Origin of the sequence: Tenacibaculum sp. Cn5-46, from assembly GCF_022347705.1 — a bacterium.
In the GTDB taxonomy this organism is placed as follows: domain Bacteria; phylum Bacteroidota; class Bacteroidia; order Flavobacteriales; family Flavobacteriaceae; genus Polaribacter; species Polaribacter aiptasiae.
The window spans coordinates 493,110-515,477 of record NZ_JAKRGD010000003.1 but is presented as its reverse complement, the minus strand read 5'-3'; the positions used below and the strand labels follow the sequence as shown (position 1 = coordinate 515,477).

Here is a 22,368-nt window from a genome sequence, read left to right as displayed (position 1 = left end):
AGTCTGCAAACAAACTAAATCAACTTAACGAGTTAAGAAGCTTTTAAAAGACTGTAACCAAATACAGCTTTACATATAATATTTTGTTGTTTTTCTTCTTTCTTTGATACGGTTATGTTTAAAACAATTTCAGTATCGCTCAATTTTTTGACATTATTTTTTATGATAAGTTTATCATGTAAATAAGCATTTTTAAGAATGTCGAATTCAATGCTTTTAAAATTTAAACGAGAAGTGTTTTTATAAAAACTAAGGGAAGAGTGTAAGCTCGACTCAATTTTATTATATAAAATAGAAGTCTTTAATGTTTTGTTTTTACAAACTTGTTTTTTGCTAACAACAAATTGTGAAGCATTTTTTTGAGGTGCTATATGTGTGTGCATTGTATTATGGGTTTAAAGGTGGAAACTTAGGTTCTCTAAAAAAGTGATTTTGCTTTGAGTTAATTGTTGAATAATACATGCCAATTCGTTTTGTGTTTTTTACTGTGTTCATAATGGTTAAAATTTAAAATGTTACTAAATAAAAAAAGGTGCTTTTTGTAAAAAAGCACCTTTTGTAGTTTATATGATTTATCGATTTTTAAAATCGTTTATTATATCTGTTTTGAGAAGTGCTTTTTTTAATATATACATATTGTTTACGCATACAGTTATTATACGTAATCATGCCGATTGCGTTTAAAATGGTCGTATATGTATAAGTAAATAACTTCATAAGAGTACCAAATGTAGTAAAAGTTTTCTGAAAACAAAGAGAATCTAAAAATATTAGTGTTAAAGTTTTATTAGAGCGTGCTTTTTTAATTCTTTTTAAGAAGCATAAAATTGTATCTTTGATGTATATTATAGAAAAGAATTTATGAAGATTATTGCAATGATACCTGCTCGTTATAGCGCGTCTCGTTTTCCAGGTAAATTAATGAAAGATTTAGGAGGTAAACCGGTAATTGTAAGAACCTATGAAGCAGCAGTAGAAGCAAAATTATTTGATGAAGTTTATGTAGTAACTGATTCTGATGTTATTTATAAAACAATAGAAGAAGCGGGAGGAAAAGCAATAATGAGTTTAAAGGAGCATGAATGCGGTTCTGATAGAATTGCAGAAGCTGTAGAAAACTTAGATGTAGATATAGTAGTAAATGTCCAAGGAGATGAACCTTTTATAGATACAACTTCATTGTCTAAGTTAATTCAAGCTTTTGAAGAAGATGCTAACGAGGAAATAGATTTAGCATCGTTAAAAGTTGCAATGACCGATATGGAAGCTGTTCAAAACCCTAATAATGTAAAGGTAATTACAGATGTCAATAATTTTGCAATTTATTTTTCAAGAAGTGTTATTCCATATCACAGAGATAAAGAGTTAGAAGTAACTTATTTTAAACATAAAGGAGTTTATGCTTTTAGAAAAAAAGCTTTGATTGATTTTTATCATACACCAATGACTCCAATAGAAGCAGCAGAGAAAATAGAATGCATACGATATTTAGAAGTAGGGAAGAAGATTAAAATGATAGAAACCTCTGTTGAAAGTATTGGAATAGACACCCCAGAAGATTTAGAACAAGCCATAAAGCTAATAGGAAATGAATAATATAAAAGTAATTGCATTTGATGCAGACGATACCCTTTGGGTAAATGAAACTTATTTTCGTGAAGCAGAAAATGAATTTGCAAAAATTCTATCGGACTTTGAGACTGAAAATAAAATTCACCAAGAATTATTTAAAAAAGAAATTGATAATTTAAGAATTTACGGTTATGGAGTTAAAGGCTTTATGTTATCTATGGTTGAATGTGCTTTGGAATTATCAAATCATAAAATAAGTCAGCAAAAAATAACTCAAATACTTGATATAGGTAAAGATATGTTAGAAAAGCCTATTGAGTTATTAGATGGGGTAGAGGAAGTTTTACAACAATTACATGGAAACTATAAATTAATTGTAGCTACTAAAGGTGATTTATTAGATCAAGAAAGAAAACTAGAAAAATCTGGAATTTTAAAATATTTTCATCACACTGAAGTAATGAGTGAAAAGAAAAAGCTAGACTATCAAAAGTTGACTAAAAGATTAGATATTAATCCGTCAGAGTTTTTGATGATAGGAAATTCTTTGAAGTCAGATATTCTACCATTGATTGAAATTGGAGCTTCTGCAATTCATATTCCATTCCATACTACTTGGGCACATGAAGAAGTATCTGAAGAGCAAAAATCCGATAAGTATAAAACAGTAGCTAAAATTTCTGATGTTTTAACGTATTTGTAGAATGAAGTATTTAGATATAGAGAACTGGAAAAGAAAACAACACTTTGAACATTTTAGAACTTTAGCTGATCCAACTTTTGGACTTGTAGCAGATGTAGAAGTTTCTAAAGCTTATCAATTAGCTAAAGAAAAAGGACAGTCTTTTTTTGTTAAGTATTTACATGCCTGTCTAATTGCTTTAAATGCAGTTGAAAGTTTTAAGTATAGAATAGAAGAAGACGGTAGAGTGGCTATTTATGATGTTATAAATGCCTCGGCAACTATTGCAAGACCAGATAATACCTTTGGTTTTTCTTATATAGAGTTTTCAGAGAATATTGAGGAGTTTAATCGTAATTTTTTAGAAGAGAAAGAAAGAATTATAAATTCAAATAATTTATTTCCACCAAAATACTCACCAGGATGTATACATTGTTCAGCATTGCCTTGGGTAAGTTTTTCGAGTCATAAAGAACCTTTTTCAGGAAATAAAAACGATAGTGTTCCGCAGTTAGCTTTTGGAAAAATTAAAAAAGAACATGGTAAAATGTTAATGCCAATTGCAGTAAATGTAAATCATGCATTGATTGATGGATATGATGTAGGACAGTTTTTTGAAAAATTTCAGGCTGAATTAGATAAAATCAACTAATTTTGCAGCAAAATAATAATTATGGCAAGCATAAAAAATTTAAAGAAAGATATTAACTACACGTTAGGAGATATTATTGGTATATGTCAAGTATACGCACAATTAAATCCAGAAGCAGATAAAGTAAAAGCTGATGCAATTGTTGATGAGGTGATTGAAACTTTTGACGGATTAATTGCTAAAGTGAATGCTAAAAATGTAGAGAATAGAAAAGCTCATTTTAAAGCTGTAAATGCCGAGTTAGAAGAAAAAGCAAACGCTTTATTAGAGAAGGTAAATAACTTATAATTGATAGTAAGTTAAAGTATTAGAAAAGCGAGATCTTAATAAGTCTCGCTTTTTTTTGTAAATTTTAACATACAAGAAGGAATAAAATATTGTAAATTACGTTCTGTTATAAACAACTATTTTATCCCCTTATTATGGCAAGAGCAATGTACGAATACACAAAAACAGTATTAAAGAAAGTAAGTTTTAATACTGATTTATTTTGTAGAGAACTTGAAAAAGCACTTAATAGACTGCTACCTTACGAGATTGAAGAATTGACTATTTGGTTAAAACAGTATACAGCAAATAAACCAGATTTATATGTTTGTTTAGCTTTAGTAAAAAAATAAAATGTTGAATTTATTAAATAAAAAACCGAGCGTAAGCTCGGTTTTTCTTTTGATTTACTTTGTTAGAAGTAAAGTAGTTTTAGAATTATTTTGTTAATCGATGTGAAAACAAAGACGACTAATCTTTCATCAATTTTTTAATCTATTTTACTACTAACCTTATGACACTTCCATAACTGAAAAGTCACAAAAAATTATAATTTATTTAAGTATAAGCTTTTTATAATACCATCTGACAATCCAATTTTAGGAACATAAATTTTTCTAGCGCCACTCCATTTCATTGCTGAAAGGTATATTTTAGTTGCAGGAACAATAACGTCGGCTCTATCTGGGTTTAAACTTAATTCAGATATTCTTTCTTTATAACTCATCTTTTTCAAGAATTGGTATTGAGCATTTAAGTAAATATATGAAATAGGTTTTCCAGCATCTCTACCAGACATTTTAAACAACTTATTAATATTTCCTCCTGAACCTATTAAGGCAATTCGCTTATAGTTTTGAGTATTTTCCTCAATCCATTGTTGTACTTTCTTAAAAAGAAGTTTGTTCTCAGATTTCTTATTATTAATCAATCGAACAGTACCAATTTTAAACGATTTTGAATTGATAATCTTTCCTTTAGAAAACAAAGTAAACTCAGTACTACCACCTCCAACATCTACATATAAATAAGTTGCGTCAGATTCTATTAGTTCATTTAAATCAGTAGAGAATATAATTGCGGCTTCTTTTTTACCATCAATAATATCAATTTCTACCTCAGTTTTTTCTAAAATGGTTTTGGCTACTTCATCTCCGTTTTCAGCTTCTCTCATTGCTGAGGTTGCACAAGCCTTGTATCTTTCAACTCCATGTACTTTCATAATTAATTTGAAAGCTTCCATGGCATCAATCATTCTACTGGTATTTTCTTCTGAAATAGCTCCAGAAACAAAAGAATCTGCTCCTAAACGAATAGGAACACGAACTAAAGAAGATTTTTTAAATAAGGGTTCTTTATTTTTTTGTTCTATAACATTGGCAACTAAGAGTCTTACTGCATTAGATCCTATATCTATAGCGCCATATTTTTTTATTTTCAAAATATATAATTTTATCTATGATTCTTTGGAAACTCAACTAAGGTAGTAACACCTTTCTTAATGTTTTTCCAATGTTTTTCATTAAATTGAATACCAATAACTCCACAGGTTGCTACATGTGCTATTGGTTTGTCACCAAATTTATTAACAAAACTGTTAATACCATGGTCGTGACTGAATATTATAGCACTATTAAAACTATCATCTAGTGCTTTAACGGTTTTAACTAAATAACCATCACTAAAACTATACAATTGTCGTTTAATTTGCAAGTTTGAAAGTGGGTAACCAAAGTTTTCACAAAAGATTACTGCGGTATGAAGAGCCCTGTTTGCGCTACTTGAAACAAAAACATCTGGTTTATTTATTTCTTCAGAAAGATATTTAGATAATAGATGTGCATCATTAATACCACGCTCTTTTAAAGGCCTGTCAATATCTGCTACACTGTCATATTTCCAAGAAGACTTGGCGTGACGAACGATATAAAGTGTTTTCATTTAATTTAATAAAAGCTTTGTAAATATAAAACTATGGGGCTAAACGTTCAAGTTTCCAAGAAAAATCTTTTTGCAAGGTATATCGAATGCGATCGTGCATTCTATTGGGGCGTCCTTGCCAAAATTCTATAGAAACAGGTTTTACCATAAATCCTCCCCAATGTGGAGGACGTGTAATTTCTTTACCTTTAAACCTTTCTTCGGTTTCTTTTAATTTATTATCTAGTTCTTCACGAGAAGCTACTACTTCACTTTGATTTGAAGCCCAAGCTCCTAATTTACTACCATCTGGTCTTGATTCAAAATAACCGTCCGATAAGTTCTCTGCTAACTTTTCTGCTTTTCCTTTTATAATTATTTGCTGCTCTAAGCCTGCCCAGAAAAACGATAAGCATACATTATTGTTTTTTACTATTGCCTTTCCTTTCTCTGAATTGTAATTGGTATAGAATACAAAGCCTTCCCAAGTGTATTTTTTTAATAAAACAACTCTGTTTTTAGGAAAACTGTCCAATCCTAATGATGAAATGGTCATAGCATTGGCTTCATCTACCATTTCTGATTCATCGGCTACAAAAAACCAATCTCTAAATAGTTCAATTGGGTTTTCTGGACAATGTTCTTTTAATAATTCCTTTTTCTCGTATGATTTTCTATAATCGCTTAAATCGTGTGACATTATAAATTTTTATACAGTGTAAAAGTACGATTTTATATAGTGTTAGTGGCTTTTTCGTTTGTAAAATTTAGCAAGATTTGGAAAATAGAAAGCAAGAAATGTCAAGTTTGAAACATGAAGTGTGAGTTAGTTTTGTGCAAGAAAAACAGTTCGTCAATATAATTATACAGTTGGGTATTGTTTTTTACTTTAAAAATTAAAAAGAGCGCAGTTTTGTCCTATCAAATAACAAAACAATGAAACAACTATTATTTATTTTAGCTTTATTTATTCAGTGCAGCATATTTGCTCAAACTACTATTTCTGGAAATGTAGTAGATGAAAAGGGGGTTCCAATTGAAGGAGCAAATGTATACTTAGATGGTACGTATGATGGTACTTCTACTGATACTGAAGGAAATTTTTCTTTTAAAACTTCTGAAAAGGGTACTCAAGTTTTAACCATTTCTTTTATTTCTTTTGAAACGTTTATTAAAACTGCAGATGTTACACAACTAAAAAATGTAAAAGTTAAATTAAGAGAAGATGTTAATACCTTAGATGCTGTTAACATTAATGCAGGAACTTTTGAAGCTGGAGATAATGCTAAAGTTACTGCTTTAAAACCTTTAGATATTGTCACTACGGCTAGTGCTTTGGGTGATTTCGTAGGTGCTTTACAAACGCTTCCTGGTACTTCTGCTAATGAAGAAGATGGACGTTTGTTTGTTCGTGGAGGTGATGCTAATGAAGCTCAAATTTTTGTTGATGGTATTCGTGTGTTTACTCCATATGCTCCTTCAGCAAGAAACATTCCTACTCGTGGTCGTTTTTCTCCTTTCTTATTTAAAGGTATTAACTTTTCTACTGGTGGTTACTCTGCTGAATATGGTCAAGCTTTGTCGAGTGTACTATTATTAAATACAAATGATGAGGCTTTAGAAGAAAAAACTGATTTGTCTTTTATGACTGTTGGTTTAGGCGTTGGGAATACTCAAATTTTCGGAAAGAACTCTTTAAGTGTTAATGCTTCTTATATTAATCTAGCTCCATATCAAAATTTATTTCCTGACAGAAATAAATGGAACAGACCTGTTCAAGCTTTAAGTGGAGAAGCTGTGTATAGGTTTAAGTTTGAAGATGAGTCGATATTAAAATTATATGGTGCTTTTAGTTACACTGATTTTGATATGATTCAGGATGATATTAACTATGTTGATGGTTTTCGTTTTGGCTTAAGAAATAGAAATCTATACTTTAATTCTTCTTATAAAAATAGTTTTGGAAATGGATGGAAAATTAGAACTGGTTTCAGTTTTACCAATGATCATTCTGATATCAATGTTTTAGATGATAAAGTTATTGATGAAGAAAACTCTGCTCATATGAAAGTTGCTTTGCAAAAACGTTTTTCTAACAGGTTTAAATTAAACTTTGGTGCTGAGTATTTTATTACAGACTTTGCTGAAGATTTCAGAGGAGCTACTAGCGGAAACTTTAACTATGGTTTTGATAATAATATTGTTGCCACTTATGCTGAAGCTGATATCTTCTTTTCTAAAAAGTTAGGTTCTAAGATTGGGGTTCGTGGTGAGTATTCTGAATTGTTAAATGAGTTTACGGTTTCTCCAAGAGTATCGTTAGCCTATAAGTCTGGTGAAAGTTCTCAATTCTCTTTAGCATATGGTCGTTTCTATCAGAACCCTAAAAACGATTACTTAAAGTTTAATACCAATTTTAAAGCTGAAAATACTTCTCATTTTATTGCGAACTTTCAGTATGTGAAAAACAAGCAGATTTTTAGAGTTGATGGTTATTATAAAAAGTATAATGATTTAGTGAAGTACGATACGAATTTTGCCTTGCCTACATCTAATTATTCTAACTTGGGTGAAGGTTATGCTAAGGGGATTGATGTGTTTTGGAGAGACAATAAAAATATTAAGAATACCGACTATTGGATTTCGTACTCATTTTTAGATACTGAAAGAGATTATAAGAATTATCCTACGAAGGCAACTCCTAATTTCGCTTCTTCACATAATGTTTCTGTCGTTGCTAAACATTGGATTGCCGATTGGAAAAGTCAAGTTGGTTTTAGTTATAATTTTGCTTCTGGTAGAACTTATACGAACCCTAATGAACCAGGATTCTTAAATAATAAAACAAAAAATTATAATTCGGTAAGTATAAACTGGGCATATTTATTGAGTCAACAAAAAATTCTGTATTTTTCTGTAAACAATGTCTTAGGTACTCAAAATGTTTTTGGATATAATTATAAAAATACGCCTAATGTTAACGGAACTTTTGATAGACAAGCTATTACTCCTAATGCTGATACCTTTTTCTTTGTTGGATTTTTCTGGACGATAAGCGATAATAAAAAAGATAATCAATTAAATAATTTATAAGTTTTACAGTTCAGTATTATAATTTAACAACTCAGAATAATTTATTGTATCATACTAAAGAAGTTATTGATATTTGAACACACAATTAAAAACCAATACTATGCAAAGAATCATTTTACTAACCGTGCTAATTTTTGGAGGAATGTTAAGTACTCTAGCACAAGATAATCACACGATAACTATTGATTTCACAGGAATGAAATCTGATAAAGGAAGTTTGTTTGTAGCCTTATACAATTCTAAAGATTCTTTTTTAAAGAATGGTTATAAAGGAGAAATTGTTAAGATTAACGAAAAGAAAGCCACTGTACAATTTAAAGATGTTCCTTCTGGTACTTACGCTGTTTCTTCTTTTCACGATGAAAATGATAACAAAAAAATGGATACTAATTTTATTGGTATTCCTAAAGAACCTATAGGAATTTCTAACGATGCCAAAGGGTTTATGGGGCCTCCAAAATATAAGGATGCTAAGTTTGAAGTAAACAAAGACATAACACTATCAATTAACGTAAAATAATAAAACATGAAAAAAGTAATTACAATAATCATATTGGTTTTCGCTACTAATATGTTCGCACAAAGTCAGTATGAAAAAGGAATGACCAAGGCTTTTGATCTTTGGGAAAATAAAAAAACAGCTGAAGCTTCTCAATTATTTGAAAGAATTGCAAAAGCTGAAAAAGATAATTGGTTACCTCCATACTATGCAGCTACCATTGAAATTTTAGGAAGTTTTCAAATTAAAGAAGAGGCTAAGTTAATCGCAAAGCTTACGAAAGCTCAAGAGTTTTTAGATATGGCAAAAGCTGTTTCTCCTAACAATCCTGAGATTTTAATTACTCAAGCATTTTTAAATGTTGGCTACATGGCTTTTGATGGAAAAAAATATGGAATGACTAAGTCTATGGCAAATGCTAGTTTATATGCTAAGGCTTTTGAGTTAGCTCCTAATAATCCAAGAGTTGTTTTAAGTAAGGCGGAATCTGATATGGGAGCGGCTCGTTTCTTTGGACAGTCTACTGAACCATTTTGTAAAGATGTTAAAAGAGCTATTGAACTTGCTAAGAAAGAAAAAAATAGTCAGAAATTTTATCCAAGGTTTATGATGAAAAGGGCTGAGGGTGTGTTGAAACAATGTGAGAAAAAATAACATAAAGTTCATAATCAAATAGCTATTTTTACAGTCCACAACACAAACTAAAATTAATGGCTTTAAAAGCAGTATTATTTGATATGGACGGTGTTATTGTAGACACTGAGCCTTTACACAAACAAGCATATTTTTTAATGTTCGAAAAAGTAGGAATTGATGTTTCCCAAGATTTATACAATTCTTATACCGGACAATCTACTATTGAAATATGTAAGGATTTAGTCAATAAATTTAACTTATCGTTAGCAGCTACCGAATTGGTGGCTTATAAAAGAGCCTTTTTTAAAGAGCTCTTTTTTTCTGAGGATAATGATTTACAATTATTAGATGGCGTTTTCGATTTAATTAAAGATTATTACGATAACAATGTTACCTTGGTTTTAGCTTCTTCGGCTTCTATGGTTACAATCAACAATGTTTTTGATAAATTTGGATTGAACCCTTACTTTAAAGGTAAAATTAGTGGTGCCGATTTAAAGGCTTCAAAGCCTCATCCTGAAATTTTTATAAAAGCAGCAGAAATTGCTGGTTATGCTAAGGAAGAATGTATAGTTATTGAAGATTCTACTAATGGTATTAGAGCAGCCTATGATGGTGGTATTTTCTGTGTTGCTTATAAAAGCACTCATTCTAAAGGACAAGACTATAGTTTAGCTCAGAAAATTGTTACTAGTTTTTCTGAAATCAAATATGATTTGAGTAAGGAGCTTGTTTAGTTTGCTTCTTTTATAATGTATTCTATCATTTTATGAAATGATGTAGGATCGCTAATCCATTGTGAATAGTCTTTATAGTTTAATTCTTTTAGGCTTTTCTCTGGATGTAACTTATGATATATTGTCAAAGCTGCTAGGAAACTTCCAGTTTTTGACGGATGAAAATTGTCAAGGCTATATAGTTTTGACAATTTTTTATTTGTATTGTAGGCTTTCCATACTTTTCCTACTGGAAATAGTAAGGCGTTATTTTTCTTTGCTGCAGCTTCATGATTTAGGATTACTTTATTAAATGTATAGTAATATTGTACCGATGGCCATACCATAAAATATCCTAACTGTGCTTGGTGTTTGCTTGCTAAGGTTTTCATTTTTGCTCCATCTTCTTCTAACATTCTTTTTCCCGCTGCTTGCGATGACGGTCCTTGTTGTATTAGAATATAATCGTATTGTTTCTTGTTAAGTTGTTTTTGCACGTTCCCATCGTGTAAGTGATCTATAATTGCATAGTTTGGTAAACATATACTTGTGGTACTTATGGTTGTTCCATTTTGTTTACCTATGTATTCTAATATTTGCGGCATATTATTAGAGTAAGTTAAACTATTACCAACAAACATTATTCTTTGTGCGTTTACTGATACTTGTATTAATGTAACGATGAGTACGATTATTCTTTTCAAGACTAACTTTTTTCTAAATTGGACTTGTAACAAAGATAACTGAAAAGAGGTGAATGTGTTTTTCTCCTCTTTTCTGTTTTCTTTTTTCTTTTAATCGAGTTTCTTATTTCCAAGTTACTATGTTTTCTAGTGTTCTTCTTGACTTTTCTCTTGGTTCATTTTTTCTATATCCAAATGCTACCATGTATGAAAGTCCATATTTTTCTGTATCTATTCCAAACTTATCTTTTAATACTTCTTCTGTTTTTTCTTGATGGAACCCTTCTATTGGACAGCTGTCTATTCCTATTAATGCCGCTGAGGTCATCATGTTTGCTAATGGAATATAGGTTTGTTTTGATGCCCAATCGAATAAATGTCTGTCAGTATCTAAGTTAAAGTCTCTTTCTTGGAACTCTCTGTAAAACTTTGTGTAGGTTTCTATTACATCTTCTGGAAACTGTTTTACATCTTTCATCATATGTGTTATGTACTCGCTGTTCCATTTGGTCATTGGCGATTTCATGGTTAATCCTAATACATAATGACTTGCTGTATCTAATTTTAAAGGTGCTCCCCAAGCTACTGGTTTTAGTAATTCTCTTAATTCTTTGTCTTGTACTACTACAAAATGCCATGGTTCAAATCCGAAAGAGCTTGGTGATAACTGTGCTGTTTTTAAGATAAAATTAAAATCATCTTCTGTTATTTTTTTTGTGCTATCGAATTCTTTACAAGCATGTCTGTTGTTAAATGCATTGATAATGTTTTCTTTAGTGATATTCATTTGTGTGTTTTTTTATACTATAATTATTATAGTAGCAAAATTAAGTATAGTTGTTTATCTTTGCAATAACGGTCAAAAAGGATAGTTTAAATTTTTTTTTTATGCATACGTTTAATGGTACTAAATACCCATGCTGTACTAGCTTAACCATGGGATTGATAGGAGGAAAGTGGAAAACGGTAATTTTATATTACTTAAAAGATAAAACCCTACGTTATAATGAGCTTCGTAAAGAAATGCCTACGGTTACCGAGCGTACTTTGAGTTTGCAATTGAAGAAATTGGAAGAGGATGGTATTATTAAAAGGAAAGTATATGTTTCTAAGCCTCCTTTAAAAGTTGAGTATTCTTTGACTGATTTTGGTAAAACCTTGATTCCTGTAATTGAAGCTATTGCCGATTGGGGTGACTATGTGGTGAATTCTTACCAAAAGTAAATTCTTTCCTTAAAAGATGATGAAATAAAAAAACGAACCGAAGTTCGTTTGTGTGATTCATTATAATATTTCACAATAGCCTAACCAACAGTTAAATCCTTCATTAGCAAATATTGGATGGTTAGCCCATCTTTTTTTACAATCTAATGCAGTGTTACAAGTTCCCCATCTTCCTCCATGAACTTGTTTTTGTTCTTTTTTACTTAATTCTGTTCCTAAGTTAGAAATGTTTTTTAACATGATGTAGTTTTTTAAGTTTCTCAAAACTAGTGCTTTTGGTTTTTGAATCATGATAAAAAACCTTACTTATAGTAAGGTAAATCCTTACTTTTTAAAGTTTTATATGTTTTGGATAATTATATTATTGATGTGTAGGAGAAGTCTATTATCAAATATATAAGTTGTTAAAATCTACAAGCTATCATTTGCATGGATGTTTTATCGGAATATTCTTCTTTCCAATAATGTGGATCATTTATATCCCTATACTCTAAACCTTCTATGATATACTTTTTTATAAATGGTTTTTTCATAATGATTAAAACTGAATTCTGTTTTGGCCAGCCTTTGCTAATTTCTGCAACTTCATTACCAGTTTTAATTTCTGCTTTTAATAGTGTTTCTATGGAAGGACTTATTTCATATTTTAAAATGGTTTTCATAGAAGGATATTGATTTGTTTCAAAGTCTTTACTTTTCATTTAGTCTTAGCTTATTTTTTTCTTTAAAGTTACAACTTAAATAAATGTTGTCTATAAAAAATATTTGTTTAATGAAGATATTGGTCTTTTTAAAATTAAGAATTTTCTAAAATAGACCGCTAGAATTCTACTTTAGGGTGGTAGTTTTCTAAATGAGACCGCTAGTTTTCTTAAAAAGGTTGTTAAAATACTCGAACCGATTGTTAAAATCTATAATGAGATTGGGAGTTTTCTACTTTAGGGTGGTAGTTTTCTAAATGTGATTGCTAGTTTTCTTAAAAAGGTTGTTAAAATACTCGAACCGATTGTTAAAATCTATAATGAGATTAGCAGTTTTCTACTTTAGGACGCTAGTTTTATAAATTAGGGTGTTAGAATATACAATGGGATTGGTAGTTTTATACTTTAGGACGCTAGTTTTATAAATTAGGGTGTTAGAATATATAATGGGATTGGTAGTTTTATACTTTAGGACGCTAGTTTTATAAATTAGGGTGTTAGAATATACAATGGGATTGGCAGTTTTATACTTTAGGACGCTAGTTTTATAAATTAGAGTGGTAGAATTACGGATTATTTAATTGTAAATATTTTTATTAATAGTAACTTCTAATTCCTATGTACTCTATTAAGTTAAAAAGTAAATTATTGAAAATAATTCCTAGAATTAAAGTGAATGAAATACTTACTAAAAGTATTTTTGATAAAAAAACTAGGTTTAGGTTTTTATTTTTTTGGAATAAAAGATGTATTCCGAAAGGTAAGAATATCATAAAAATTGGTATTCTAAAAGCAGGACTTAATGCCCAAGCTTGCCCTTCTATATAATATATTAATGTAATTAATCCAAAAAGTATTAAAGACACAATGAGTCCAAGAATTAATTCTTTTACAGTTATTTCTTTTAATCTAATAAGCTTTATTGACTTGATTAAAGAAAGTAATCCTATTACAATTGCTCCAAGTAGAAAAGGAAGTAGTATTATACCCATTAGTTTTTTTTAATCTTCTTAATTATATTTTCTATTCAATAGTACTATTTTTTTATCTAATGTTAGTTATTCTTGTTATTAAAAGGTAATCTTAATTCTTTTATATTTACAATTCAAGTCTCAGGTTATATATATATTTGAATTAATTAATTGCAAAAAATGAAAAGAATAGTACTTCTAATATTTCTAGTTTTATTATCGTCTTGTGATAATTTGAAAAGAAAGAAAATAGAATTTAAAAATAAAAACAAGTTAAGTTTAAAGACTCAAACAATTGTTTCTAGATTAATTGACTATGGTATAGTCACTGGACCATTTGTTGGTGAGTTAGGAGTAAAAACAAAGCAATGGGATAATTTTATTGAATTAAAAAAAAGTGTAACAGAACAAGAATTAATGGTTCTCATGGAGCATCCAAACTCAGTTGTTAAATGTTATAGTTTTGATATCTTGATTAGTAAAAAAAATAAGTATTGTTATAATATATTAAAGTCAAGATTAAAAGATTCAACTAGTGTTACAACATCTTTTGGTTGTTTAATGAATGATACACAGGTTAATGATTATTTGATAAATTCTTTTTTAAACAATGTTTTTTTGAGAAGTGATACTTTAAAAAAAGAAAAAAGGGAACTGGATAGTTTAGTGATTTTTACTCCAAATTTAATTTTAAATTATAAGAATAGACTTTTAAAAAAAATAGAACCTAACAAGAATTTTTATTCTAGAATTAAAAAGTTGGCTTTATCTGGAAATTATGAAGCAATTGTAGCATTATCAAAGTTTAACAAAAAAGAAGATATCTCAATTATTGATAAATTGCTTGGTAGTAATAATACTGAAGTACAAAGATTTGGTTTGATGTCTGTTAAAAGTTTCACCGATAAAGCTTTTTTTAAAAAAGTGGTAACAATACATGAGCAAGAGCTTAAAAAGAAAAACGCCGATGACTACTTTGTGGTTAGATTATTATATGAGGCAATAGTAAGTTATAAAAACATTGAGTCAAGAGATTTATTAGAAAAGTCAATTCAAAAAACAGAAGGTTTTCAAAGGGAATTTCATTTCAAATATATTTGGAAAGCATTGAGAAGTAACCCTGATAAAGCTTATAAAGGAATTATTAAAAAGCTCAATTTTTCAGAATATGAATTAAAGAATTTAGAATACGAATGGAGTATAAATAATTTTAAAAATTAATTGCAACAAATGAAAAAAATAGTACTTCTAACATTTTTAGTTTTATTGTCCTCATGTGATAATTTGAATAAGCAAAAAAAACAGTCTGACTTAAATATTAAAAAAGAGTCAAAAATTGAAATGAAACAAGAAAAAAGAAAAGACACTATTTATAATTATTGGGCTTTAGTTCTTGATACCATTTCTGATAAAAAAGAGTTTGTAATTTCTAATAAAAAACATCAACTTGAAATAAAAACATATAGTTTAAATGATAGTTCTATTGTTAGGAATTTATCTCAAGATGGAGAGTCAGTTTATTTAGATCACTCTCATAAAATGGTATCTGATTTTAAACTTTTAACTGACTCAATTTTTAGTACTAAAGAGATTGATAGAACTAGCTTTAAAAAAATATTAGATCCTGATTTTTACACTGAATGTAATCTCTTTTCAACTGAAATGGATAGTATAAAGGGGAATGTAATTTATTTAAATTCTGATTTAGCCGTTCCTGATACGGATAATCAATGGAGGGTCTGGTACTCTATAAATATAGAAAGAGATGGACTTGGTGAGTTAATTATTAAAGAAGCTGATTATGTTGGATTATAAAATTGTTATGAATAGTAAGAAGAAAGCAAAATGGCAGTAGTTGGAACTAAAATAATAGATAGCGATACTGCTAATGATTCATATTGGGAGATAAAGTTAAATTATTCAATATAGAATAGAGATTTATGTATAGAACTCTAGATAAAATGTTTTTTTATTTGTAACGTTTCATATTTCAAATGTTTATATAATATTAAAATAGTTATGGATAAGAAGAATCAGTATTTAGTATTGAAGGATACAAGAAAATTAGGTTTTGCTGAGTATGGTAAACACGATGGTTTTCCTATTATTTACTGTCATGGCTCTCAGAGTTCTAGATTTGAAATGCATTATGACCTTTCTTTTGCTGTAAATAACGATTTAAGAATTATCACTATTGATAGACCTGGTCATGGGATTTCTGATATTAATCCAAAAGGCACTATTTTAAGTTTTGCTAATGATGTTAAAGAATTAATAGAGTATTTAGGAATTGATAAATTTTCTGTTGCTGGTATGTCAGCTGGTTCTCCTTTTGCTTTAGGAATTGCTTATATATTTCCTAAAAACACATGCAGTGTTGCTATTATTAGTGGATTTGCTCCTTTTGTTAAAGAGACTAAGAAATATTTATCTAAAGAGGTTAGAGTAATGCTAAACTTAGCTAAATCGTTTCCTTTTTTGTTAAAACTAATGTTGAAGTTTCAAGCTAAGCAAGTTGCTAAGAATCCTAAAAAAGCACTTTACAACTTTTTGAAAATTATGAGTAAACCTGATCAAGAAGTTCTCAAAAATGAAGAAGTTATGAAAGTTATTGAAAGTATGTTTAAGGAAGCTTTTAGAAATGGTAGTAGCGGTGTAGCTTATGAGGTTTCTAATATATTGGTATGTGATTGGGGTTTTGAATTAAGTGAAGTTCAAATACCTGTTACTTTTTATCAAGGTGGAAATGATAATAATGTTCCTTTTGAATGGGCTGAATTTATGACAAGCAAAATAAGTAATGCTGAACTAAAAAAGTATCCAGATGAAGGACATCTAATTATATTTAAACATGTCAAAGAAATATTTACAAGTTTAAAAGTTTCTTTGTTTAAAGAAGGTTAAGTAGTTAATGAGATTTATTTAAATAACAAAGCTGAAATGTGTAACCACATTCTTTATTATTTTTACATTTTAGTCTTCAAGGTATTAAAGAATGAATGTTCATAGTAACACTGATAATGAAATAAAACTGATAAAAGAATTGTTTTCTTCTTATCCTTTACAATCATTTTCTAAAAATGAAATTATTATTGAGCCTTACTCAATATATAAGTCCGTTTTATTAATAGAAAAAGGTGCTATTCGGACTTTTTATTACGATTCTAAAGGTGATGATATAGCGCATTGGTTTTCATTTGAAAATGATATTGTAACAGTTCTTTCTAGTGCATTAAATCAATCTGTAAGCCCATATGGGTTACAAGCTTTAGAGGAAGCTACCAGTGTTAGAGTAATTCAGTTTGATGATTTTATTAAACTTAAAGAAGCTTCTAGTGAAGTAACAGTAATTATAGAAAAATTGATTATTTCTACTCTTATTAAAGTTGCAAATCGTTTGGTGGATATTCAAACTAAAACTGCTAAAGAACGATACGAGAATCTCCTAAATGAACACTCAGCTATTTTTCAGCGTGTTAATTTGAATCACATTGCTACTTATCTTGGAATGAAAAGGCAAAGCCTTAGCCGAATTAGAGCAGCTAAATAATTTTTTTCATTATATGTGATTGTCACATAGGTTAACTTTTTCAAAAAGAGTTTGCTCTAGTTTTGCACTATTCAAACAGTTTAATAATGGCATTCGATATTTTGAAAAATAAAAAGATGGAAGAAATTAAAGGATTACATTTATTTCATCATCCTGCTTCAAATAATGCTTTAAGAGTAAGACTTTTATTAGAAGAAAAACAGATTCCTTGGCAAAGTCATATTGTTCACTTAAATAAATTTGAACAATTTTCTCCTGAGTTTTTAAGGTTAAATTCTCAAGGAAGTGTGCCTACTTTATTACATAATGGAACTCCCATTAATGGAAGTGAAAATATATTGAGGTATTTAGAAGCTGTATTTTCTAAAAATAGTTTTACTCCTTTTCCAGCTAAAGAAGCTGAAATGTGGGAATGGGTACAAGCATCTACACGAACTCATATTAGTTCTATTGTATATTATTTATATGCTCAAGGGTTTGGAAGACCTGCTAGAAAAGATAAACTTCATTTTTATAAAGAGTGTAATTATGAAAAGTATCGATTTTTAGTTGATAAAGGATATCATATGAGTCTTGAAGAAAAAGAAGAAGCTTTAATTATAAATGAATTACAGATGCAACGACTTGAAGACTCTTTAGAAGGACAAGATTATATTTTAGGAGATAAAATATCTGTAGCTGATATTGCTTGGGCACCCAATGTAATGTTTTTGCAATATCTAAACTTTGATTTTTCTAAATACCCAAAGGTTGTTAATTGGGTAGAAAAGGTTAGACGCAGACCTTCATATAATACTAAGAGTGATATGCCTAAATATATGACACCAATAGTAAAGTTTTACTTTAAGATGTTATTAATGAAAAAATCATATTTAAAATAATGAAGTATGAAAAGAATATATAAAGTATTGTCGAAAAACAACCCAAAACAAATTTTAGGAATTGGTTTGTTAGAAGATGAAACTGCAACTAATTATTTATTTAAAAAGAATGGGGAAATTCAACAGTATCTAAAGTCTGAAGTTGAACTTGAAGATATTTATGAAAAGGGAAGTGGTGAATATGAGCTGGATGTAGTAAATGAACAAAATGAACCTATAAAATTAAAATTAACAAAACATTGTTTTGGTGGTTGTGGTTAAATTAACAAATGGAAAAAATAATTTTACATAGAAACTATGGCTCTCCTTATTGCCAGAAAATAATAGCCATGCTTGGTTATTGTAAATTAGATTGGTTTTCTGAACTTACTAGTAAAGGTATGCCAAGACCTACTCAAGAGATATTGGCAGGAAATTATTCAAGAAGAGTTCCTATTTTGCAAATTGGCTCTGATATTTATTGTGATACTAAAGAGATTTGTCATCAAATAGCTGAAATTTCTGGAAATAAAGTATTGAGTTATTATCATTTAACAGAAGAGCAACAAGTGTTTTCTGATCAATTAGAGTTTGAGTTTGGAAAAGCTGTTATGGGTTTGCTAAATCCTATTGAAATAATTACTAGTTACTTTAAGCACATTCCTATAAAGGACGCTTATGAGTTTATTGTAGATAGGCTTCAAGTTAAAAAAAATACTAAGGGTAAAAATCCATTAGAAGAGAAATCGAAAGATGAGTGGAAAAGTATTTTAATTTATTACTTAAAAATGATTGATGGGATTCTTGAAAATCATCAGTTCTTATCTGAAAACTCAGTTCCTAGTTATATTGACTTTACTGCATATACTCATATTTGGTATTCCTATAGATTAAACAATTTAAAGTATGATAAAGGTCTATCTAATATTAAAAAGTGGTTAAAAAGAATGGAAAGTTTTGATATTGGTAACTATAAGGAGTTAGCTAAAAATGAAGTTATTAATATTGCTTTAGCTTCTGAACCTAAATTAATAGACTCTTCCTTTTTAAACGCTACTAAATTAAATGAAGAAATTTCTGTTGTAGTTAATGATGAATTAGCTTTTATAATGAATCCTGTTAATGGAGTTTTAGTTGGTAAAGATTCTAAAAAAACAATTTTAGAAAGAAGACATTCAAAAATTGGTAAAGTTCACATCCATATTCCTTTGAATTGCCACGGTGCTTGTGGATAAGAAATTATTATTAAATAATATTCATATTTTTAAATCTTGTTATATTTATATACTGACACTGGAAAGGTAAATGAGTTTTTATAAAAAAGAGATATTACGAATTAAAGCTGATTGTTATGCAAATCAATGGCAAATTGATACTGTTATTGGTCTGAGGAATTATATAAATAACAACTTTAAAGAAAATTTAAATCTTGATCTCTTTTCTCGTATTCGATTTGTTTCTAAATATCACCTTTTGCGTTTGTTTAAAAGATACTATGGACAAACTCCTAATCAATATTTGATTGATAGGAGGATTGAAATGTCTAAAGAATACATAAACAATGGTTTGTCGGTGTCTGATACTTGTTTTGAAGTTGGATTTGAAAGTCTAAGTTCTTTTAGTAATTTATTTAAAAGAAAAACGGGATTTTCTCCTAGTGCCTATCGAAAGCGCAATTTTCGATAAATTTCTTTGGCTTATAATTCGAAACTTTGCAGTATCAAATCATTTTAAAATTATAGAAGATGAAAATTAGAATTGTAAGTGTGCCTGTTCATGACCAAGAGAAAGCTCTTGCGTTTTATACTGAAAAACTAAATTTTGTTAAGAAAATTGATGTTCCAGTTGGTGGTGGTAATCGATGGTTAACATTAGTTTCTGGTGAGGAGCAAGATGGTCCTGAGTTGTTATTGGAGCCTGCTCCTAAAGATTTTGAACCTGCTAAAGTTTATCAGAAAGCTCTTTTTGATGCTGGTATTCCTTATACTCAGTTTAATGTTGAGGATGTTGAAAAAGAATACAATAGATTGGTTGATCTTGGTGTGGTTTTTAGTGTAAAGCCTACTGAAATGGGAACTGCGAAATTGGCTGTTTTTAACGATACCTGTGGTAATCATATACAGATTGTTGAAATCTTATAAGTTGTATTATTAGGTATGAGAAAACTTATTGTATTTGTAATTCTTGGAGTTATTACTGTTTGTTGTAAAAATTTCAAGGCAGAAGGAAATTTAAACAAAGAATTAAATCATTTAAAACAAGAAAGGGATAGTATGTTAGCTTTATTAAATCAAAACAAATCGAATGCTGAAAATGGAATTGCAAGTTTTTTGACTTTTCAAGATGGTAATGCAGAAGAAGCAATGAATTTTTATGTAGACTTATTTGAAAACTCAAAAATTGTTGATATTCAACATAATCAAAAAAATGAACCTGGTGCAGGTAAGGTAAAAGTAGGTCGTTTTATATTGAACGGAAGCCTTTTTATGTGTAGCGATAGTTATATTAAACACGATTGGACTTTTACTCCTGGTGTTTCTTTATTTGTAGATCTTAAGTCTGAAGAAAGTATTGCTAGTACTTTTGAAAAACTCTCTGAAGGTGGCAAGGTTATGATGCCTTTAGATAACTATGGATTTAGTAAAAAGTTTGCTTTTGTTGAAGATCGCTTTGGTGTTTCTTGGCAATTGAACCTAACTGAATAAGTTTATTTTATTTTTATAAAAGTATTAACATCCTATATCTACCAAAAGTAAAAGGTAGCGTAGGGTGTTTTTTGTTTATATGGTATTTTAGAAATTATTAATTTTAGACCTGTATACTTTGAGTTATATTAAACTTTAAAATGTTTTATGAAAATAGAAGAACTAAAAAAAGAAATAGAAAATTTAAAGTCTAATAGTTTGTCTATAGGCTATAATGAATTGACTTTTGCAACTAATGAAAATTTGGCTGATTTTCAGTTGGGGTATAGTGTTGATCCTGAAGGAGAATCATTGATAGGAGAAGAAGAGGGTGATTGGAATAAAGATTGGGTTGTAATAAGTTTAGATGAATTGGGTGAACCTCATTTTGTCGATTTAAAGACAGAAAAAGTTTATACAGCAATGCATGGAGAAGGAGACTGGAATCCTGATTTAATTGCCATTTCAGTGAGTAAATATTTTGAAATCATTAATTTTTTAAAGAAACTTTCAAAGAATAGAGATAATCCTAGTGATTTGGAAGAGAATCCAATATCTCAAAATGAAATAGAAGAATTTGAAAAGCTTATAGAAGAGATTAATAATGGCAGAGTTGAGTTTTATGAATGGGAAAATTGGGTTGAAAATGAGTAAATGAAACTTAAGGTCTCTTATTTTTGTTATTAAATTAAGTTAGATATAATTTTAAAATGCTATGAAAAAAGTTTTGACTTTATTAATTATTATGTCTTGTGTATTTAGCTCTTTTGCTACTAGTCCTCAGGTTCCTGATTATTTGATATATAAAAATGATACTATTTTAACGTACAATTTGCTAGTTGAACAATATCTTCAGAAACGAAAAAAAGATAAAGGGAAGTTATTTAATTTAAGTTTTAGGAATTCGGTTGATGGGTTTGGTGGTTCATCATTTAATTGTTGGAGGGGCTATCAAGCAGTTTATAAAATAGAAAATGATAGTTTGTTTGTTGATGCAATTATCAATTGTTATTCTTTAGAAGATAAAACTGAAGCACCAAAAAATTATATAACAAAGGTTTTTGGAAATAAAGTAAAACAAGGTAAGGTGTTTATTGATTGGTTTAGTGGAGATATAAGCTACCCTTTAAAATCTAAAAACAACAAAATGTTACGTTGGGATGGAGTCTTTGAAAAAATTTACTTATTTGAAAAAATAATAAAAGTAAAAGAAGGAAGGATACTTGAAATAAAAAATCAACAGAATTACGAAGATTTAAAAAAGGGTGTAGATAGAAAAGTGAAAGACTCCATAAGTAATATCTTGTTTAACCATATAAAGAATTATAAATGGACTAAAAAAAATGATGAATGTGATTGTTCTGAGTTGTATACAGTTGAAATAGGAAAAAATGGAAAAATAATTGATGTAGAAATGACTGACTATCAAACGAAAGAATTAATCAAAGAGTTTTGGGATAGAAGAGAATATAAGTATTGTGTTAAATCGATGAAAAAATCTTTATCGAAATTACAGTTTGATATTATAAAGCGAAAAGGAAAACCTATAAAAGAAAGGATTAAGATAAAAATTTGGTTTAATGAAGATGGTACAATTGAAAAAAATGAATATTAAGAGTTTAATTATAAAATAAATTCATCTTTAATGTGTTTTTTAA

At 28.9% G+C, this 22,368-nt stretch carries 31 protein-coding genes; 22 read left to right on the top strand and 9 right to left on the bottom strand.

What is annotated here, in order from left to right; all coding sequences use genetic code 11:
* Nucleotides 1-32: 32 nt before the first annotated feature.
* Nucleotides 33-383, bottom strand: coding sequence for a hypothetical protein (locus MHN29_RS09080; RefSeq protein WP_235274167.1), 351 nt, complete (start codon nucleotides 381-383; stop codon nucleotides 33-35).
* Nucleotides 384-861: 478 nt separating this feature from the next.
* Here MHN29_RS09080 and kdsB point away from each other — a divergent pair, with 478 nt between their 5' ends.
* From kdsB to MHN29_RS09055, 5 genes are all read left to right on the top strand, one after another.
* On the top strand, nucleotides 862-1,596 hold the full coding sequence (gene kdsB, locus MHN29_RS09075; RefSeq protein WP_235274166.1) for a 3-deoxy-manno-octulosonate cytidylyltransferase: 735 nt from the start codon (nucleotides 862-864) through the stop codon (nucleotides 1,594-1,596).
* A complete protein-coding gene (locus MHN29_RS09070) occupies nucleotides 1,589-2,275 on the top strand; it encodes an HAD family hydrolase (protein ID WP_150901266.1) in 687 nt (228 codons plus the stop codon). The genes kdsB and MHN29_RS09070 overlap by 8 nt, the downstream gene beginning before the upstream one ends.
* Before the next feature lies 1 nt (nucleotide 2,276).
* Nucleotides 2,277-2,906 (top strand): CatA-like O-acetyltransferase, encoded by a 630-nt coding sequence (locus tag MHN29_RS09065; protein WP_235274165.1) that lies wholly within the window; start codon nucleotides 2,277-2,279, stop codon nucleotides 2,904-2,906.
* 21 nt (nucleotides 2,907-2,927) lie between these two features.
* Nucleotides 2,928-3,194 (top strand): hypothetical protein, encoded by a 267-nt coding sequence (locus tag MHN29_RS09060; RefSeq protein ID WP_235274164.1) that lies wholly within the window; start codon nucleotides 2,928-2,930, stop codon nucleotides 3,192-3,194.
* Nucleotides 3,195-3,328: 134 nt separating this feature from the next.
* Nucleotides 3,329-3,526, top strand: coding sequence for a hypothetical protein (locus MHN29_RS09055; protein WP_150901263.1), 198 nt, complete (start codon nucleotides 3,329-3,331; stop codon nucleotides 3,524-3,526).
* Between the two features lie 194 nt (nucleotides 3,527-3,720).
* On the opposite strand, the gene MHN29_RS09050 is transcribed toward MHN29_RS09055, so the two are convergent.
* The 3 genes from MHN29_RS09050 to pdxH are packed head-to-tail and all read right to left on the bottom strand — an operon-like array spanning nucleotide 3,721 to nucleotide 5,793.
* Nucleotides 3,721-4,617, bottom strand: a complete 897-nt coding sequence (locus MHN29_RS09050) for a Ppx/GppA phosphatase family protein (RefSeq protein ID WP_235274186.1) — start codon at nucleotides 4,615-4,617, stop codon at nucleotides 3,721-3,723.
* Nucleotides 4,618-4,625: 8 nt separating this feature from the next.
* Nucleotides 4,626-5,114: a histidine phosphatase family protein gene (locus MHN29_RS09045; protein ID WP_150901261.1), complete on the bottom strand. Its 489-nt coding sequence runs from the start codon at nucleotides 5,112-5,114 to the stop codon at nucleotides 4,626-4,628.
* Nucleotides 5,115-5,145: 31 nt separating this feature from the next.
* On the bottom strand, nucleotides 5,146-5,793 hold the full coding sequence (gene pdxH / locus MHN29_RS09040; protein WP_235274163.1) for a pyridoxamine 5'-phosphate oxidase: 648 nt from the start codon (nucleotides 5,791-5,793) through the stop codon (nucleotides 5,146-5,148).
* A gap of 236 nt (nucleotides 5,794-6,029) precedes the next feature.
* On the opposite strand from pdxH, the gene MHN29_RS09035 reads away from it, so the two are divergent.
* From MHN29_RS09035 to MHN29_RS09020, 4 genes are all read left to right on the top strand, one after another.
* Complete coding sequence (locus MHN29_RS09035; RefSeq protein ID WP_235274162.1) at nucleotides 6,030-8,186, top strand: TonB-dependent receptor; 2,157 nt, start codon at nucleotides 6,030-6,032, stop codon at nucleotides 8,184-8,186.
* 100 nt (nucleotides 8,187-8,286) lie between these two features.
* On the top strand, nucleotides 8,287-8,706 hold the full coding sequence (locus MHN29_RS09030) for a DUF2141 domain-containing protein (protein WP_235274161.1): 420 nt from the start codon (nucleotides 8,287-8,289) through the stop codon (nucleotides 8,704-8,706).
* 6 nt (nucleotides 8,707-8,712) lie between these two features.
* Complete coding sequence (locus MHN29_RS09025) at nucleotides 8,713-9,339, top strand: hypothetical protein (RefSeq protein ID WP_235274160.1); 627 nt, start codon at nucleotides 8,713-8,715, stop codon at nucleotides 9,337-9,339.
* A gap of 56 nt (nucleotides 9,340-9,395) precedes the next feature.
* Nucleotides 9,396-10,058, top strand: a complete 663-nt coding sequence (locus MHN29_RS09020) for an HAD family phosphatase (protein ID WP_235274159.1) — start codon at nucleotides 9,396-9,398, stop codon at nucleotides 10,056-10,058.
* On the opposite strand, the gene MHN29_RS09015 is transcribed toward MHN29_RS09020, so the two are convergent.
* Together MHN29_RS09015 and MHN29_RS09010 are read right to left on the bottom strand one after the other, a co-directional pair.
* Complete coding sequence (locus MHN29_RS09015; RefSeq protein ID WP_235274158.1) at nucleotides 10,055-10,741, bottom strand: SGNH/GDSL hydrolase family protein; 687 nt, start codon at nucleotides 10,739-10,741, stop codon at nucleotides 10,055-10,057. The two genes, MHN29_RS09020 and MHN29_RS09015, sit on opposite strands and share 4 nt — an antisense overlap.
* Before the next feature lie 103 nt (nucleotides 10,742-10,844).
* Nucleotides 10,845-11,507 (bottom strand): NAD(P)H-dependent oxidoreductase, encoded by a 663-nt coding sequence (locus tag MHN29_RS09010; protein WP_235274157.1) that lies wholly within the window; start codon nucleotides 11,505-11,507, stop codon nucleotides 10,845-10,847.
* A gap of 101 nt (nucleotides 11,508-11,608) precedes the next feature.
* Between MHN29_RS09010 and MHN29_RS09005 the strand changes: the two genes are divergently transcribed.
* Nucleotides 11,609-11,944 (top strand): helix-turn-helix domain-containing protein, encoded by a 336-nt coding sequence (locus MHN29_RS09005; RefSeq protein WP_150901253.1) that lies wholly within the window; start codon nucleotides 11,609-11,611, stop codon nucleotides 11,942-11,944.
* A 60-nt stretch (nucleotides 11,945-12,004) separates the two neighbouring features.
* On the opposite strand, the gene MHN29_RS09000 is transcribed toward MHN29_RS09005, so the two are convergent.
* The 3 genes from MHN29_RS09000 to MHN29_RS08990 all read right to left on the bottom strand — a co-directional run bounded on the left by MHN29_RS09000 (nucleotide 12,005) and on the right by MHN29_RS08990 (nucleotide 13,637).
* Nucleotides 12,005-12,184 carry a hypothetical protein gene (locus MHN29_RS09000; RefSeq protein ID WP_150901252.1) on the bottom strand — a complete coding sequence of 60 codons (180 nt, stop codon included), beginning with the start codon at nucleotides 12,182-12,184 and terminating at the stop codon, nucleotides 12,005-12,007.
* 164 nt (nucleotides 12,185-12,348) lie between these two features.
* Complete coding sequence (locus MHN29_RS08995) at nucleotides 12,349-12,645, bottom strand: hypothetical protein (protein ID WP_235274156.1); 297 nt, start codon at nucleotides 12,643-12,645, stop codon at nucleotides 12,349-12,351.
* Between the two features lie 596 nt (nucleotides 12,646-13,241).
* Nucleotides 13,242-13,637, bottom strand: a complete 396-nt coding sequence (locus MHN29_RS08990; protein WP_235274155.1) for a hypothetical protein — start codon at nucleotides 13,635-13,637, stop codon at nucleotides 13,242-13,244.
* 159 nt (nucleotides 13,638-13,796) lie between these two features.
* On the opposite strand from MHN29_RS08990, the gene MHN29_RS08985 reads away from it, so the two are divergent.
* The 12 genes from MHN29_RS08985 to MHN29_RS08930 all read left to right on the top strand — a co-directional run bounded on the left by MHN29_RS08985 (nucleotide 13,797) and on the right by MHN29_RS08930 (nucleotide 22,325).
* Entirely contained in the window at nucleotides 13,797-14,837 is a 1,041-nt protein-coding gene (locus tag MHN29_RS08985; RefSeq protein ID WP_235274154.1) for a hypothetical protein, read from the top strand.
* Nucleotides 14,838-14,846: 9 nt separating this feature from the next.
* A complete protein-coding gene (locus tag MHN29_RS08980; protein WP_235274153.1) occupies nucleotides 14,847-15,431 on the top strand; it encodes a hypothetical protein in 585 nt (194 codons plus the stop codon).
* A 204-nt stretch (nucleotides 15,432-15,635) separates the two neighbouring features.
* Complete coding sequence (locus MHN29_RS08975) at nucleotides 15,636-16,520, top strand: alpha/beta fold hydrolase (RefSeq protein ID WP_235274152.1); 885 nt, start codon at nucleotides 15,636-15,638, stop codon at nucleotides 16,518-16,520.
* A 91-nt stretch (nucleotides 16,521-16,611) separates the two neighbouring features.
* Nucleotides 16,612-17,166 (top strand): Crp/Fnr family transcriptional regulator, encoded by a 555-nt coding sequence (locus tag MHN29_RS08970; protein WP_235274151.1) that lies wholly within the window; start codon nucleotides 16,612-16,614, stop codon nucleotides 17,164-17,166.
* An 86-nt stretch (nucleotides 17,167-17,252) separates the two neighbouring features.
* Entirely contained in the window at nucleotides 17,253-18,047 is a 795-nt protein-coding gene (locus tag MHN29_RS08965; protein ID WP_235274150.1) for a glutathione S-transferase family protein, read from the top strand.
* A 6-nt stretch (nucleotides 18,048-18,053) separates the two neighbouring features.
* Nucleotides 18,054-18,308: a hypothetical protein gene (locus tag MHN29_RS08960; RefSeq protein WP_235274149.1), complete on the top strand. Its 255-nt coding sequence runs from the start codon at nucleotides 18,054-18,056 to the stop codon at nucleotides 18,306-18,308.
* An 8-nt stretch (nucleotides 18,309-18,316) separates the two neighbouring features.
* Nucleotides 18,317-19,261, top strand: a complete 945-nt coding sequence (locus MHN29_RS08955) for a glutathione S-transferase N-terminal domain-containing protein (RefSeq protein ID WP_235274148.1) — start codon at nucleotides 18,317-18,319, stop codon at nucleotides 19,259-19,261.
* A gap of 70 nt (nucleotides 19,262-19,331) precedes the next feature.
* Nucleotides 19,332-19,712 (top strand): AraC family transcriptional regulator, encoded by a 381-nt coding sequence (locus MHN29_RS08950; RefSeq protein WP_150901248.1) that lies wholly within the window; start codon nucleotides 19,332-19,334, stop codon nucleotides 19,710-19,712.
* A 59-nt stretch (nucleotides 19,713-19,771) separates the two neighbouring features.
* Entirely contained in the window at nucleotides 19,772-20,167 is a 396-nt protein-coding gene (locus MHN29_RS08945; RefSeq protein ID WP_235274147.1) for a VOC family protein, read from the top strand.
* 15 nt (nucleotides 20,168-20,182) lie between these two features.
* The gene (locus MHN29_RS08940; protein ID WP_235274146.1) at nucleotides 20,183-20,731 is read left to right on the top strand and encodes a VOC family protein; all 549 of its coding nucleotides are present in this window, start codon (nucleotides 20,183-20,185) and stop codon (nucleotides 20,729-20,731) included.
* A 147-nt stretch (nucleotides 20,732-20,878) separates the two neighbouring features.
* On the top strand, nucleotides 20,879-21,364 hold the full coding sequence (locus tag MHN29_RS08935) for a hypothetical protein (protein WP_235274145.1): 486 nt from the start codon (nucleotides 20,879-20,881) through the stop codon (nucleotides 21,362-21,364).
* A gap of 61 nt (nucleotides 21,365-21,425) precedes the next feature.
* Nucleotides 21,426-22,325: a hypothetical protein gene (locus MHN29_RS08930; RefSeq protein ID WP_235274144.1), complete on the top strand. Its 900-nt coding sequence runs from the start codon at nucleotides 21,426-21,428 to the stop codon at nucleotides 22,323-22,325.
* Nucleotides 22,326-22,368 lie beyond the last annotated feature (43 nt).